The sequence below is a fragment of the Sphingopyxis sp. GW821-FHT02C12 genome (assembly GCF_059421785.1).
This window is the reverse complement of sequence record NZ_JBWKVQ010000002.1, coordinates 870,657-883,994: the sequence shown is the minus strand read 5'-3', so window position 1 is coordinate 883,994 and position 13,338 is coordinate 870,657. Positions and strand designations below refer to the sequence as shown.

14 protein-coding genes are annotated in these 13,338 nt (G+C 65.4%); 8 read left to right on the top strand and 6 right to left on the bottom strand.

The features are described 5' to 3' along the window. Positions 1 to 47: 47 nt before the first annotated feature. Positions 48 to 1,502 carry a coniferyl aldehyde dehydrogenase gene (locus AC07U1_RS19525; RefSeq protein WP_495177826.1) on the bottom strand — a complete coding sequence of 485 codons (1,455 nt, stop codon included), beginning with the start codon at positions 1,500 to 1,502 and terminating at the stop codon, positions 48 to 50. A gap of 198 nt (positions 1,503 to 1,700) precedes the next feature. Here AC07U1_RS19525 and AC07U1_RS19520 point away from each other — a divergent pair, with 198 nt between their 5' ends. From AC07U1_RS19520 to AC07U1_RS19505, 4 genes are all read left to right on the top strand, one after another. Next, positions 1,701 to 2,255, top strand: a complete 555-nt coding sequence (locus AC07U1_RS19520) for a DUF2939 domain-containing protein (RefSeq protein WP_495177827.1) — start codon at positions 1,701 to 1,703, stop codon at positions 2,253 to 2,255. Between the two features lie 96 nt (positions 2,256 to 2,351). Continuing rightward, positions 2,352 to 3,539, top strand: coding sequence for an acetyl-CoA C-acyltransferase (locus AC07U1_RS19515; RefSeq protein ID WP_495177828.1), 1,188 nt, complete (start codon positions 2,352 to 2,354; stop codon positions 3,537 to 3,539). A gap of 191 nt (positions 3,540 to 3,730) precedes the next feature. Further along, a complete protein-coding gene (locus AC07U1_RS19510; RefSeq protein ID WP_495177829.1) occupies positions 3,731 to 4,207 on the top strand; it encodes a hypothetical protein in 477 nt (158 codons plus the stop codon). Between the two features lie 137 nt (positions 4,208 to 4,344). Further along, the gene (locus AC07U1_RS19505) at positions 4,345 to 4,740 is read left to right on the top strand and encodes a hypothetical protein (protein WP_492739226.1); all 396 of its coding nucleotides are present in this window, start codon (positions 4,345 to 4,347) and stop codon (positions 4,738 to 4,740) included. Between the two features lie 93 nt (positions 4,741 to 4,833). On the opposite strand, the gene AC07U1_RS19500 is transcribed toward AC07U1_RS19505, so the two are convergent. Continuing rightward, positions 4,834 to 5,292, bottom strand: a complete 459-nt coding sequence (locus AC07U1_RS19500; RefSeq protein ID WP_495177830.1) for an SH3 domain-containing protein — start codon at positions 5,290 to 5,292, stop codon at positions 4,834 to 4,836. A gap of 125 nt (positions 5,293 to 5,417) precedes the next feature. On the opposite strand from AC07U1_RS19500, the gene AC07U1_RS19495 reads away from it, so the two are divergent. Beyond that, positions 5,418 to 6,416 carry a 2-hydroxyacid dehydrogenase gene (locus tag AC07U1_RS19495; RefSeq protein WP_495177831.1) on the top strand — a complete coding sequence of 333 codons (999 nt, stop codon included), beginning with the start codon at positions 5,418 to 5,420 and terminating at the stop codon, positions 6,414 to 6,416. A 117-nt stretch (positions 6,417 to 6,533) separates the two neighbouring features. On the opposite strand, the gene AC07U1_RS19490 is transcribed toward AC07U1_RS19495, so the two are convergent. The 4 genes from AC07U1_RS19490 to AC07U1_RS19475 all read right to left on the bottom strand — a co-directional run bounded on the left by AC07U1_RS19490 (position 6,534) and on the right by AC07U1_RS19475 (position 10,419). Beyond that, a complete protein-coding gene (locus AC07U1_RS19490) occupies positions 6,534 to 6,836 on the bottom strand; it encodes a GIY-YIG nuclease family protein (protein ID WP_187141489.1) in 303 nt (100 codons plus the stop codon). Between the two features lie 44 nt (positions 6,837 to 6,880). After that, a complete protein-coding gene (locus AC07U1_RS19485) occupies positions 6,881 to 8,284 on the bottom strand; it encodes an NAD(P)H-dependent flavin oxidoreductase (protein WP_495177832.1) in 1,404 nt (467 codons plus the stop codon). Between the two features lie 99 nt (positions 8,285 to 8,383). Continuing rightward, the gene (locus AC07U1_RS19480; RefSeq protein ID WP_495177833.1) at positions 8,384 to 9,532 is read right to left on the bottom strand and encodes a glycosyltransferase family 4 protein; all 1,149 of its coding nucleotides are present in this window, start codon (positions 9,530 to 9,532) and stop codon (positions 8,384 to 8,386) included. Further along, the gene (locus AC07U1_RS19475; RefSeq protein ID WP_056352173.1) at positions 9,529 to 10,419 is read right to left on the bottom strand and encodes an alpha/beta fold hydrolase; all 891 of its coding nucleotides are present in this window, start codon (positions 10,417 to 10,419) and stop codon (positions 9,529 to 9,531) included. Before AC07U1_RS19475 ends, AC07U1_RS19480 begins: the two co-directional genes overlap by 4 nt. A gap of 221 nt (positions 10,420 to 10,640) precedes the next feature. Here AC07U1_RS19475 and astD point away from each other — a divergent pair, with 221 nt between their 5' ends. The 3 genes from astD to AC07U1_RS19460 all read left to right on the top strand — a co-directional run bounded on the left by astD (position 10,641) and on the right by AC07U1_RS19460 (position 13,337). Continuing rightward, positions 10,641 to 12,086: a succinylglutamate-semialdehyde dehydrogenase gene (astD, locus tag AC07U1_RS19470; protein WP_495177834.1), complete on the top strand. Its 1,446-nt coding sequence runs from the start codon at positions 10,641 to 10,643 to the stop codon at positions 12,084 to 12,086. Positions 12,087 to 12,255: 169 nt separating this feature from the next. Beyond that, entirely contained in the window at positions 12,256 to 13,044 is a 789-nt protein-coding gene (gene cobA, locus AC07U1_RS19465; protein WP_495177835.1) for a uroporphyrinogen-III C-methyltransferase, read from the top strand. Further along, the gene (locus tag AC07U1_RS19460; protein ID WP_056350575.1) at positions 13,041 to 13,337 is read left to right on the top strand and encodes a DUF2849 domain-containing protein; all 297 of its coding nucleotides are present in this window, start codon (positions 13,041 to 13,043) and stop codon (positions 13,335 to 13,337) included. Before cobA ends, AC07U1_RS19460 begins: the two co-directional genes overlap by 4 nt. The last annotated feature ends 1 nt before the right edge of the window (position 13,338 follow it).

Genomic DNA, 13,338 nt, shown 5'->3' with positions numbered 1-13,338 from the left:
TGGATTGCTTCGCTTCGCTCGCAATGACGCGGTTTAGAAATCGAAGCCTATTTCTTCAATTCCTTCGCCAGCGTCTTCGCGGTCGCCTTGCCATAGGGCGGTTTGAAGCCCGCAAGACCCGCGACGTCGAGCTTCGGCTGGCGATACACCGCGCGGGCGTGGCTGAAGGTCCGGAAGCCGTCGAGGCCGTGATAATTGCCCATGCCTGACGGACCGACGCCGCCGAACGGCAGATCCTCCATCGCATTGTGGAACAACACGTCGTTGACGGTGACGCCGCCCGAGATGGTACGGGTGAGGACGCGGTCCTCCTCGCTCTTGTCCTGCCCGAAATAATAGAGGCCAAGCGGGCGGTCGTTGGCGTTCACATAATCGATCGCCTCGTCGATGCTCTTGTAGGTCTTCACCGGCAGGATCGGGCCGAAGATTTCCTCCTGCATCACCTTCATGTCGTCGGTCGGGTTGCGCACGATGTGGAGCGGCATCTTGTGGCCGTTGGCGCTGGCGAAATCCTCACCGCCCGGATTGACCTCGATCACCTCGGCGCCTTTTTCGCGCGCGTCGGCGAGGTAGCCCTGCAGCCGGTCGTAGTTGCGGACGTTGACCACCGAGGTGTAATCGTCGTTCGCCAGCATCGTCGGATAAAGCGCCGCGGCGCCCTTCGTGATGCTGTCGATCACCTCGCCCTCCTGATCTTCGGCGACGAGCAGATAGTCGGGGGCGAGGCAAATCTGCCCCGCGTTCATCAGCTTGCCGAGCGCGACACGCTGGCCCGCTTGCTCCTTATTGGCGCTGCGCCCGATGAAGGTCGGCGACTTGCCGCCGAGTTCGAGCGTCACGGGGACGAGATTATCGGCGGCGGCGCGCATGATATGCTTGCCGACGCTGGTCGCGCCGGTGAAGATCATATGGTCGAAGGCGAGCTTCGAGAAGGCGACCCCGACATCGGCATCGCCGGTGAACACCGCCATCTCGCCCTCGTCGAAATAATCGGGGACCAGCCGCGCGATCAGCGCCGAGACATTTTCGGTATATTCGGACGGCTTGATCATCGCGCGATTGCCCGCCGCAAGCACGCCCGCCATCGGCACGAACACCATGCCGACGGGGAAGTTCCATGGCGCGACGATGCCGACGACGCCCTTGGGCTGATAGACGACCTCGGCCTTCGCGCCGAGCAGCCCGAGCGGAAAGGTGGGCTTGCGCTTCTCGCCCTTCGACCAGGCGGCCATATGCTTTTTCGCGTGCTTAAGCGCGCTGACCGAGGGCATGATGTCGGTCATCAGCGTCTGCTCGCGGCTGCGGTGACCGAAATCCTCGCTTACCGCCTTGGCGAACTCCTCGGCATTGTCGACCAGCAGGGCGATCGCACGGTCGATGCGATCGGTCCGCACCGCGAGGCTTTCGGGCATGGCGGCGGTGAAGCTCGCCTTCTGCGCGGCGAGCACCTCGCCCATGCGCTGCGTTTCGCCCGCGATATCCTGCTTGATGGCGGTGGCCATGACCCGTCTCCCTGATTGATTTGCGCGATGTTTGATCATGGCGCGCAGCGGGTTGCAAGATGAAACGTTATTGAAGGCAGCGACGGCGCTCGCACGAGGGCGGGCGAAGACGGCCGTTGCCGCGCTATAGGATATGTAGGTAATGAGCGTTGCCATGGCGATAGGCCACATGGAGCGAACATAAAAAGGGGGCGGACGATGAGTAAGAAATGGGCGATCATCGTGGCGATAGTCGTCACATTATTTGCCGGACTCTATTTTGGATCACCTTATTGGGCCGTGCGAAACTTCCAGGCGGCAGCGAAATCGGGTGATGTCGATGCTCTGGAAGCAACCGTGGACTTCCCCGTCGTGCGCGAAAATCTGAAATCACAACTTACCAGCGCACTGGTCGACAAGCTGCAGAATGACCCCGAGATGGCAAAGAATCCGTTTGCCGGCCTTGGCATGATGATGATGCCGGCAATGGTCAACGGGATGGTGGACGCCTTCGTCACACCCGAGGGAATCGCCCGGCTGGCGAAAAGTGGACATGTCCAGAAGCAAGCAGACGAAAACGAGCCGGTCGACGGGGCATCGCAACCCGACATAAGCTACTCTTATTCAGGACTTGACCGGTTCCGGGTCACAATGAGACCCAAGGACAAGGCCGACGACAAGCGCGATGTCGGCCTTCTGTTCGAGCGGCGCGGGCTGTTCGGTTGGAAGATGATCCGCATCGAGATTCCCGATGAGGCGTTTACAGAGAAATGATGCCTGCCGCGCGCCAAATGGACTCGCCCCTTTCGCAAATGCAGCATTGTCACTAGATAGGCGCCGATCCACTTTTCCCCTACGGAGTCTCTCGCCATGACCGCCACCGATCCCGTCGTCTTCCTCTCCTATGCCCGCACCCCGATGGGCGGCATGCAGGGCGCCTTGTCCGACGCGAGCGCGACTGATCTCGGCGCCACCGCGGTCAAGGCCGCGGTCGAACGTGCGGGCGTGTCGGGCGACGATATCGAGCGTATCTATATGGGCTGCGTGCTCCCCGCCGGGCTCGGCCAGGCGCCGGCGCGCCAGGCCGCGATCAAGGCGGGCCTGCCAAAGTCGGTGCAGGCGACCACGGTCAACAAGGTGTGCGGCTCGGGCATGCAGACCGTCATCATGGGCGCCGAGGCGCTGGCGTCGGGAAGCATCGACCTGGTCGTCGCGGGCGGCATGGAATCGATGACCAACGCGCCGTACCTGCTCAAGAAGCACCGCTCGGGCGCGCGTATCGGCCATGACACCGCCTATGACCATATGTTCCTCGACGGGCTGGAAGACGCCTATGAGGCCGGCCGCGCGATGGGGACGTTCGCGCAGGACACCGCCGACGCTTACCAGCTCTCGCGACAGGCGCAGGACGAGTATACGCTGGAATCGCTGAGCCGCGCCAAGGCCGCGATCGCCGACGGCGCCTTCGCCAGCGAAATCGCGCCGGTGACGATCGCGACCCGCAAGGGCGACGTCGTCGTCGATACCGACGAAGCGCCGGGCAAGGCGATGCCCGACAAGATCCCGACGCTGAAGCCCGCCTTTGCCAAGGACGGCACGATCACCGCCGCGACCAGCAGCTCGATTTCGGACGGCGCCGCCGCGGTGGTGCTGACCCGCCAGTCGGTTGCCGACGCCAAGGGCGCCAAGCCCGTTGCGCGCCTCGTCGCGCATACCGCGCATGCACAGGAGCCGAAGGATTTCACCGTCGCCCCGGTCGGCGCGATCAACAAATTGCTCGCCAAGACCGGCTGGTCGATCGCCGACGTCGACCTGTTCGAGGTCAATGAAGCCTTTGCCTGCGTCGCGATGTTCGCGATGCACGACCTGGGCATCCCGCGCGAGAAGATCAATATCCATGGCGGCGCGACCGCGCTCGGCCACCCGATCGGCGCCAGCGGCACGCGCATCATCACCACGCTGATCGCGGCGCTGCAGCGCCACGGCAAGACGCGCGGGATCGCGAGCCTGTGCATCGGCGGCGGCGAAGCGACCGCGGTGGCGATCGAACTGGTCTGAACCGGCTTTTCGACGAAAGTTCCGGGGCGTCGTCGCAAGACGGCGCCCTTTCATCGTTCCGATGCGACAAACTGCGACACTAATGTCCTGAAAATAAACGCCGCATTCCGCGTCCGTTCAAATCGACTCGCCTATTCCAGCATCAGTCATCGGGCAGATCCCCTCCCCCTGACGGAAAAAGGAATGGCACAATGAAGAGCAAATTTCTCACCGCCGGCCTGATCGCCGCGATGATGGTTCCCGCCACCATGCCGGTCGCCGCACAGGCGCAGACCCGCGAAATCCGCAATGATCGCCGCGACGTTCGCGAAGAACGCCAGGAACTGCGCGACGCCCAGCGTCATGGCAATCGCCACGACGTCCGCGAGGAACGCCGGGACTATCGTGGCGCCAAGCAGGACCTGCGCAACAGCAAGCGCGACTGGCGTCAGGACAACCGCTATTCCAACTATCGCGCGCCGTTCAAATATCAGCAGTTCCGCGTCGGTTCGACGCTGCGCTCGAACTATTATGCGCCGAGCTATCGTCCGAGCTGGGATAGCCGCTGGGGCGTGCCGCGCGCCGGTCGCAACCTGACCTATGTCCGTCATTACAACGACCTGTTGCTCGTCAACGAGCGCAATGGCCGGGTCGTGAAGGTCTATCGCAACCACTTCAACTGGCGCTAAGCGACCTTGATCGCTGAAGAGGGCCGGACGGGAAACCGTCCGGCCCTTTTTCACGGGCGCGACGCCGCTCGCGATTCCCGTTGTTGCACCGGGCGGAAAGGCATAGCCTGCGCCCCGCAACACGGGGAGAATATGTCATGAAGAAGCTTGTCCTGCTCGCCGCGCTCGCCGCGCTGTCGGCCTGTTCGCAAAAGACTGAAGAGAAAAAGGAAACCCCGGCCGCGCCGACCGAAACCGCGGCGCCCGCGCCCGCGACCGACTCGGGAACCGCGCCCGGAACCTATGACGTCAAAATGGCCGACGGCACGGTGGCGACGACCACGATCAACGCCGACGGCAGCTATGTCGACACCGATGCCAAGGGCAAGCAGGTCAAGGGCCTGTATGCCACGCACGACGGCAAGGATTGCTTCGACCCCGAAGGCGACGCGCCGGGCATGTGCTGGGCGGTGACCAAGCCGGGCGCCGACGGCAGCTTCACCGCGACCGCTGACGATGGCACGGTCGTGACGGTGACGCCGAAGAAGAGCTGAGCGGCGTATCGGATCGGACTTTGGGATGGTGATGAGACCATCCCATCTCCGTTCGTGTCGAGCGAACTTTGCGGATACCCTCTCAACCCGCCGTCAATCGCCCCAGATATGATCGGTTTCGATCCAGCCGCGGCGGCCCTTGACGTCGAACTGGCACCAGCCATTAGCACAGTCGGTGATCCGGCCGACGACGCCCGGTTCGGCGCGATAGACAATCGCCGCCGACACGCTCGCCGCTTCGCGCATCGGGCGGACCTCGCCGGTGACGATTGCGGTACGCGTGCGGCTGAGCAGCCGCGCCGCCATCCAGCCCTGCGTCCCGTCGGGATCCTCGATCTTGCGCCAGGTTTCGAACCGGGCGACGACCCGGACCGGCAAATCCTTGCGCCGATATTCCCAGATGACGGGGACGTCGGGCGAAGGCCCCTTGCGCATCCGCGCCTCGTCGACGCTGATCGAGGCCCAATAGGGCAATTCGGGGTCCGATTGCGCCGCCGCCGGGGCGACGACGGCAAAACAAAGTGCAAGCATCAGGATTTTTTGGCTGGTCATGGCTAACCCTTGTTGCAATCGGCGCGGTTTTTCAACCGTCGGCAGCCGCCCGGCCGCGCCTTTCCCACAGCGCTAACACGCGCGGCCCCCTTGACCGTTCCCGCACCGCGCGCTCTATCGGCGCCATGCCCGATTCTTCCCGTCCCCGGCGCCCGCGCGTCATCGTCACCCGCCAGTTGATGCCGCATGTCGAGGCGCGCATGGCCGAACTGTTCGACGTTGCGCTGTCGGCGCGGGATCAGGCCTTTACCAAGGACGAACTGAAGGCTGCGGTCGCCGATTGCGACGTGCTGGTGCCGACGGTGACCGACGAAATCGATGCCGAGGTGATCACGGCCGCGGGCGAACGGCTGAAACTGATCGCCAATTTCGGCGCCGGGGTCGACCATATCGACCTGTCGGCGGCGCGCGCCAAGGGCATCATGGTGTCGAACACGCCGGGGGTGTTTACCGAGGACACCGCCGACATGACGATGGCGCTGATCCTCAGCGTCCCGCGCCGGCTGGCCGAGGGCGAAAAGCTGATGCGATCGGGACTGTGGCAGGGCTGGGCGCCGAGCGGCATGCTCGGCCACCGCGTCGGCGGCAAGTTGCTCGGAATCATCGGCATGGGGCGGATCGGCCTCGCGGTCGCGCGCCGCGCCCGCGCCTTCGGCCTGTCGATCCATTATCACAACCGCCGCCGCCTGCCCGCAGGACAAGAGGAGGAATTGGGCGCGAGCTACCATGCCAGCGTCGACACGCTGCTGCGGATCAGCGACGTGGTGACGGTCCATTGCCCGCACACGAACGAGACGCACGAACTGGTCAACGCCGCGCGCATCGCATCGATGAAGCCGACCGCTTATCTGATCAACACCGCGCGCGGCGAGATCGTCGACGAGAGCGCGCTGGTCGCGGCGCTGAAGACCGGGCGCATCGCAGGTGCGGGACTCGACGTCTATACGCACGAACCCGCGGTCGACCCGGCACTGCTCACGCTCGACAATGTCGTGCTGCTGCCGCACCTCGGCTCGGCGACGATCGAGGGACGCGAGGCCTCGGGCGAAAAGGTCATCGCGAATATCCGCGCGTGGAGCGACGGGCATCGCCCGCCCGATCAGGTGCTGGAGGGGTGGGCTTAATTGGGTCCACAGGTGTCAGTGCCGGACCGCTCTGGATTGCTTCGCTTCGCTCGCAATGACGGAGTGTTATAAAGCCTCGTCATTGCGAGGAGCGCAGCGACGAAGCAATCCAGAGTGTCATTCGCTGCCGTCGAGAATAGTGGACCACAGATCGCGCCAAAGCGGATTGTCCGCCTCGATCAAGGCCAGCTTCTTCAACCGGCTGCCGCCCTTGATCTGCTTCTCGCGCGCGATGGCGTTCACCATCGTCGCGTGCATTTCGAACCAGACGAGCAGCTTGCAATCATGGCGTTGCGAGAAGCCGGCGATCCCCTCGCGATGCTGCCAGACGCGGCGCACCAGATTGGACGTCACGCCGACATAAACCGTCCCGTTGCGCCGGTTCGCCATCATGTAGACTGCTGGCAGACGTTCGCGCATAGCCGCTCTGGATTGCTTCGCTCCGCTCGCAATGACGAAGTGTCTTAGTCCCCCGTCAAAATCCGATCGACGAGCTGCTTCACCGTCGGGGTGAAGTTGTTCGAATAAAAAGGGTCTGTCTTGAAGTTGAACGCGGCGTGGCCCGCGAACATCAGATTCTGTTCGGGGTCGCCGCCATGCGCGATGTCCTGCAGCGTTTTCTGGATGCAAAAGCTGCGCGGGTCGGCGAGGTAGCCGGTGGTGTAGTCGTCATGGTCCTTCCACGACGAAAAGCCGCAATGCGACAGGCATCCCATGCAGTCGGTCTGGTCCTTGCGGATGGTCGCCTTGTCCTCGGGCGTCACGAACACCACGGTGTTGTCGGGGGTTTTCAACGCATCGGTATAGCCTTCGGCGGCCCAGTCGCGCGCGCGGGCGCGGTCGTGCGGGGTGACCCAGAAATTCTTGCCCTTCACCCCGACGTCGAGCTGGACGATATGGTCGCCCGCTTCCTGCTTCGAGTAAGGGATCTGGCGTTCCGAGCGCGCCTCGAGGTCGCGCAAAAAGGGCGTGCGCACAGCGCTCGAATAGAAACCGGTCGGCGAGAAGCGGTGAAGCAGCACGTCGCCGTCGTCGAGCGTGCGCAGGCGATCCTTCCACGCCTGCGGGATCGGGCTTTCCTCGGTCAGCAGTGGACGGGTGCCATATTGGAAGACGATCTGGCCAAGCTCGGGATTGTCGATCCAATCCTCCCAATCGCGCAGGTACCAGACGCCGCCGGCCATCACGATCGGCACGCTGTCGGAAATGCCCTCGGCGCGCATCGTTTCGCGCACCGCGGCGACGCGCGGATAGGGATCCTGCGGCACCAGCGGGTCTTCGGCGTTCGACAGGCCGTTGTGGCCGCCGGCGAGCCAGGGATCTTCATAGACCACCGCGCCGAGCAGGTGCGGGACCTTGTGATAGGCGCGCTTCCACAGCGCGCGAAAGGCGCGCGCCGAACTGATGATCGGAAGGTACATGACATTGTGGCGCTCGGCGATTTCGCTGAGCTTGTACGGCATGCCCGCGCCGCAGGTGACACCGGCGATCATGCCCTTGGTGCGTGCCAGCACGCCTTCGAGGATCTGCTGCGCGCCGCCCATTTCCCAGAGCACGTTGATGTTGATCGCGCCCTTGCCGCCCGACACTTCATAGGCGCGTTCGACCTGTGCGACGGCGCCTTCGATTCCATACTGGATCAGCTCTTCGTGGCGTTCCTTGCGGGTCAGCGCATTATAGACCTGCGGGACGATCTTGCCCTCGGCGTCATAGCTGTCGGCGTTGACCGCCGACACGGTGCCGATGCCGCCCGCCGCAGCCCAGGCGCCGCTCGACATATGGTTGGTCGCGGACACGCCCTTGCCGCCCTCGACCAACGGCCAGACTTCGCGACCGCCATAAAGGATGGGCTTCAAACCTTTGAACACAAAAACCTCTTTCTCTCCGCCCGGCTGCGTGTCGCGACCAGGCCTCCTTTGCCGCTTCCGTAAGCGGAAGGCGGCGATGAAAGTCAATGGACGCTGCCCCTAATCCCCGGAGAAGAGGCGGCGGCCTTCCAGCGCACGACCATAGAGGTTTTCATAGGCGGCGACCATGATAGTTTCATCGAAGCGTTCGACCGCGACACGGCGGTTTGCGGCCCCAACCATCGCGCGCAGCGCCGGGTCGTCAGCCAAATCGGCAAGCGCCGCGCGGAATCCCGTTTCGTCATCGGCGATGAAGCGACAATTTTCGGCGGAAACCATTTCGACCACGTCGCCGACAGCCAGACTGGCGACCGGCAGACCCGCCGCCATCGCCTCGATCACCGCGATCGGCGCCTGTTCGCTGAGCGACGACAGCGCGAGCAGGTCGAAATGACCGATCCAGTGCGCCGGCTGCGCCATGAACCCCGGCATGACCAACCGGTCGGCCATGCCGCACGCCGCGGCTTCGGCGCGGATCGCATTGCGCTCGGGCCCCTCGCCGACGATGACGAGGCGAACGTTCGCGGGCAGCGGCGCGACCGCGCGAACGAGGCGCGGCAGGTCCTTGACCTTGCGCAATCCCGCGACGGTGCCGATCACCACCTCGCCGGGGCGGCGTTCGAAGCCAGGGATCGGAACGTCCGGCCCGCCGGCATAGGCGGCGACGTCGATGCCGTTGCGGATCAGCTGCGTGCGCCGCGCGGCGCCCCATTCGGCGGCAGCGATCCGTTCGAGCAGCCGAGACGGCACGACGAGCGCCTCCGCCGTCGACAGCGCGAGGCGGCGGAAGCCGTTGCGCTTCCAGTTGCGCCGGACGGTCTCGTCCTCGTTGAAGCCATCCTCGTGATGGATCAACGGCGGCAATCGGCGACGCGATGCGAACAATCGGTGCGCCATCACCCCGTCCATCGCGCCCCAATTGTAACTGAGCAGCAGGTCGAACCCCGCCATATATCGTGCCAGCGCCCGATAGCGCGCCAGGCCGGGTTTGCCGTGCAGCGCCGGTGCGGCGTCGCCCGGAAATTCGACATCGATGCCCGGATCGATCGCCGCGCGCGCGCCGAGCGCATCGGGCACCGCCGACAATATGCTGTGCCGCGCCCGGCCGCCCATCACATTCATCAACCGCGTCGCACGCGCCTCCTTGCCGCCGAGCGAAAAGCTCGAATGCAAATGGAGGATGCGAACCGGACGCCCGTCGTCGATCACGTCGCGGGCAATTCCGCCAGCCAGCCGTCGATCGCGGCGACCGCCTCGGCCTCGTCCATTGTCGGCGCATGGCCGACCCCCGGCACCTCGGCCAGCCGCGCCCGCGGCAGTTCGGCCGCCATCTTCTCGGCCGCGCCGCGCGCGAGGATATCGGACAGTTCGCCGCGCAGCACGAGCAGCGGAATCCCGTCGAGCGCGCGATAGGCGGGCCACAGGTCGATCCCGGCATCGCCGCCGTTCGGCACGCGCAGCGGCGCCGCGATCTGCTTGTCGTAATCGGTGACGATCCGGCCCTCGGCGGTCAGCCGGTGGGTGCGCTTGGTCAGCCGCAACCAGTCGTGGATTTCGTAACCGGGGTAAACCGCGCCGTTGAGTTCGCTCACCGCCCGCGCCGCGTGGATCCACGTCGGCTGGCTGCCGCCGGACCCGATATAGTCGCGAATGCGTTCGAGCCCCGCGAGTTCGAGCTCGGGGCCGACGTCATTGAGGACGGCGCCGACCAGCCGTCCCGGCTGGGTCGCCGCGAGCAGCATCGAGACAAGCCCGCCGAGCGAGGTCCCGACGGTCGCAAAACGATCGACCTTCAGGTCATCAAGCAGGGCGATGACGTCCTGGACATAGGTCAGCGGGACATAGGTCATCGGATCCTTGGCATAGGCGCTCTCGCCCCGGCCGCGAAACTCGACGGCAACGACGCGGCGATATTGCGCCAGATGCGGTGCGAGCTGTTCGAAATCGCGGGCGTTGCGGGCCAGGCCGGGCAGGCACAGGATCGGCGGCGCGTCCGCCGCGTCGGCGGGGCCGGCATAGACACGCGCGTGCAGCCGCACCCCGTCGAGCGACCACCAATAATGGTCCGACCAGTCGCGGCGCCCGTCGCCGCGAATATCCTGCTTGACCGAAATACCGGCTTCCCTTCTTCGCCTGCCGCGCGCCCGCGGATTCGCGCCATCTATCGCCAACCCGGCGCGGCCGCGCAAGCGATGCTTGGTCCTCGGCTTGCCGCCCCAAGTTTTCACCGATAAGAGGTTGGGGCAATGCAGCGACCGCTTCCCGACATCACCCTCGTCCATCCCCGCAAAGACCGCCGGGCGCGGTGCATGACGTCATGACGGCGGAGCTCGTCAGCCACGAACCGGCGACCGGCGACGAAATCTGGCGCCGCGCAATCAGCGACGTCGATCATGAGGTCGAAATCGGCCGCCGCGCCTGGCCCGAATGGGCGGCAAAACCCCTCACCTTCCGCACCGAAACGCTGCGCCGCTTCGCCGACCGGGTGAAGGCCGAGGCCGAGACGCTGGCGACTTTGATCTCGCGCGAAACCGGCAAGCCGCTCTGGGAAGCGCGCACCGAGGTGGAATCGGTCGCGAACAAGGTCAATATTTCGATCAACGCCTATGCCGAGCGCACCCCGAACCGCCGCATCGAGGGTGCGATGGGGCTGCGCAACGCGGTACGCCACAAGCCGCACGGGCTGCTCGCGGTGCTCGGCCCCTATAATTTCCCCGCGCATCTGCCGAACGGCCATATCGTCCCGGCGCTGATCGCGGGCAATTCGATCGTCTTCAAACCGTCCGAGAAAACGCCCGCGACCGGCGCGATGCTCGCCGACCTGTTCCATAGCGCCGGTGTGCCGAAAGAGGTGCTGCGCCTCGTCATCGGCGGCCCCGACGAGGGCAAGGCGCTCGCGGGCCATGCGGGCATCGACGGGCTGCTGTTCACCGGATCGGCGCGCACCGGGCTCGCGCTCAACCGCCAGTTCGCCAACCGCCCCGACAAGATCCTCGCGCTCGAAATGGGCGGCAACAACCCGGTCGTGGTCTGGGACACCCCCGACCTCCACACCGCCGCGATCCTCGTCGTCCAGTCGGCCTTCCTCAGCGCCGGGCAGCGTTGCACCAACGCGCGCCGCCTGATCGTCAAGGACAGCATGGCCGACCGGTTGGTCGAGGAGGTGCGCAAGCTGACCGGACGGCTGATCGTCGACGAACCCTTTGCGACCCCGCCGCCCTATATGGGCCCGGTGATCGACAATGAGGCGGCCGACGGCCTGACCGAGAGCTTCCTGATCCTGATGTCGAACGGCGGCAAGGTGATCCGCCACATGACCCGCCCGGTGCAGGGCCGTCCCTTCCTGACCCCGGGTATCATCGACGTCACCGACATGCCCGAGCGACCCGACATCGAATTGTTTGGCCCCCTGCTGCAAGTCGTCCGCGTCGACAGTTTCGAAGCCGCGATCGCCGAGGCGAACAACACCGCCTTCGGCCTGTCGGCGGCGCTGATCGGCGGCTCGCCGCAGCTCTACGACCAGTTCTGGGCCAATGCCCGCGCGGGTGTCATTAACTGGAACCGTCCGACCAATGGCGCTTCGTCGGCGGCGCCCTTCGGCGGCATCGGCCTGTCGGGCAATCACCGACCGAGCGCCTTCTATGCCGCGGACTATTGCGCCTATCCGGTCGCGAGCAGCGAAAGCGACGCGGCGCGCGCCTCGATCGGCGTCGGACTGCGCGATCCCGAGGAATCGCAGCTGGTGACCAAGAAATATCTCTGAAACCGCGTCATTGCGAGCGAAGCGAAGCAATCCAGAGCAGGCGTAAACCGCTCTGGATTGCTTCGCTTCGCTCGAAATGACGATGGGAAGAGGTCGGGGCAATTTTACCTTCATCAGCGTCAATAAAGCCTGTTTTGCCATATCGGCGGGCGGAGACCATCTACGCTGCATGGAAAAGACTTCTTCTCCCGCAGGCAAATTGTGGCTCGTAGGCGCCGGTCCCGGCGATCCCGACCTGCTGACGCTGCGCGCCGCGCGGCTGCTCGCGAACGCCGACCTGGTCGTCCATGACGGGCTGGTCGGCGACGGCGTGCTCGCGCTGATCCCGCCGCATGTCGAGCGGATCAGCGTCGCCAAGCAGCGCAGCCGCCACACGATGAAGCAGGAACTGATCAACGACCTGCTCGTCCGCGAGACGCTCGCCGGCAAACAGGTCGTGCGGCTGAAAGGCGGCGATCCGTTCATCTTCGGGCGCGGCGGCGAGGAACTCGACGCGGCACGCGAAGCCGGGGTCGCCTGCGAAGTCGTGCCAGGCATCACCGCCGCGGCTGGCTGCGCCGCGCAGGCCGGCCTTCCGCTCACCCATCGCGACGATGCGAGCGCGGTCAGCTTCGTCGCGGGCCAGTGCAAGAACCTCAGCGATCAGGACTGGTCGGGACTTGCCGGGCATGGCCGCACCCTCGTCATCTACATGGGCCTCGCGACCGCCAGCGCGATCGCCGACAAGCTGATCGCCGATGGTGTTTCGCCGGGCCTGCCCGTCGCGGTGATCGAGCGCGGCACCACCGCCGACGCGCGCGTGCTGCGTACCCTGCTCACCGACCTCGGCGACCTCGTCGCGCGCGAGGAGGTCGCCAGCCCCGCGCTCATCATCGTCGGCAAGGTCGCGGCGCGCGCCGACGCGCTCGACTGCCTCGGCGCGCCCGGCGTCGCCGCTTTAACAGGAAATCTCGCATGAAACTGCTCACGGGCAATGATTTGAAGACCGGGTTCGTGACCTGGTGGACCGGCAGCGACTGGTCGCTGCACATCGAGGACGCCGCCGATGTCGGCGAGCATGGCGAAGCGACCCTCGCCGCCGAGGAAGGCGCCCGCCGCGTCAACGCGCCCTATATCATCAACGGCGAAGCGACCGCCGAAGGCCCGCGCCCTGCGCATATCAAGGACCGCATCCGCGCGCTCGGCCCCACCGTGCGCCCCGACCTGACACTGAAACCCGCCGATCCCGCGGCCGGCGACTGGGTGATCTGAC